The following is a 691-nucleotide window of genomic DNA, read 5'->3' as shown; positions in this document are numbered from 1 at the left end:
CCTATCAACCTAGAGAGCAATCCATGTCTAAAAACCAAAACTACGAAGAATACCAAGACCAAGATGACAACCGTCCCTTGAGTATCGAAGAGCAGCGCGCCCGCCTGCGTCAACTCATTATTATGGGTAAAGAACGCGGCTACATCACTTATTCCGAAATTAACGACGCGCTGCCCGACGATATGTCCGACGCCGAGCAAATCGACAACATCGTCAGCATGATTTCCGGCTTGGGTATCCAAGTAACCGAGCAAGCTCCCGATGCTGAAGACATCCTCTTGAGCGACAACGCCGCCGCCATGACCGACGACGATGCCGTTGAAGAAGCCGAAGCAGCACTCTCCAGCGCAGATTCAGAATTCGGTCGCACAACCGATCCTGTACGTATGTATATGCGTGAAATGGGTCAAGTCGATCTGTTGACGCGTGAAGACGAAATCATCATCGCCAAAAAAATCGAAAATGCACTGAAAAACATGGTGCAGGCAATCTCCGCCTGCCCTGGCTCGATTGCCGAAATTCTGGCTTTGATCGAACAAGTCCGCAACGACGAAATCCGTGTTGATGAAGTGGTTGAAGCCATCATCGACCCTAATGAAGTCTTGTTGAACGAATTGGGCTTGGGTCATTTGGAAAATGCCAAACCAGATGACGAAGAAGGCGAAACCGTTAGCGATGATGAAGATGGCGA

The 691-nt window shown here is 49.6% G+C and carries 1 protein-coding gene; it reads left to right on the top strand.

Annotation, left to right across the window (positions count from 1 at the left end):
• Positions 1-23: 23 nt before the first annotated feature.
• On the top strand, positions 24-691 hold a 668-nt coding region (locus ACTHUR_RS14410; protein WP_440399252.1), incomplete at its 3' end, for an RNA polymerase sigma factor region1.1 domain-containing protein.

Source organism: Neisseria sp. P0021.S007, assembly GCF_051956855.1.
Note: the sequence above shows the minus strand (reverse complement) of the source record. Positions and strands in the feature narration are given on the sequence as shown.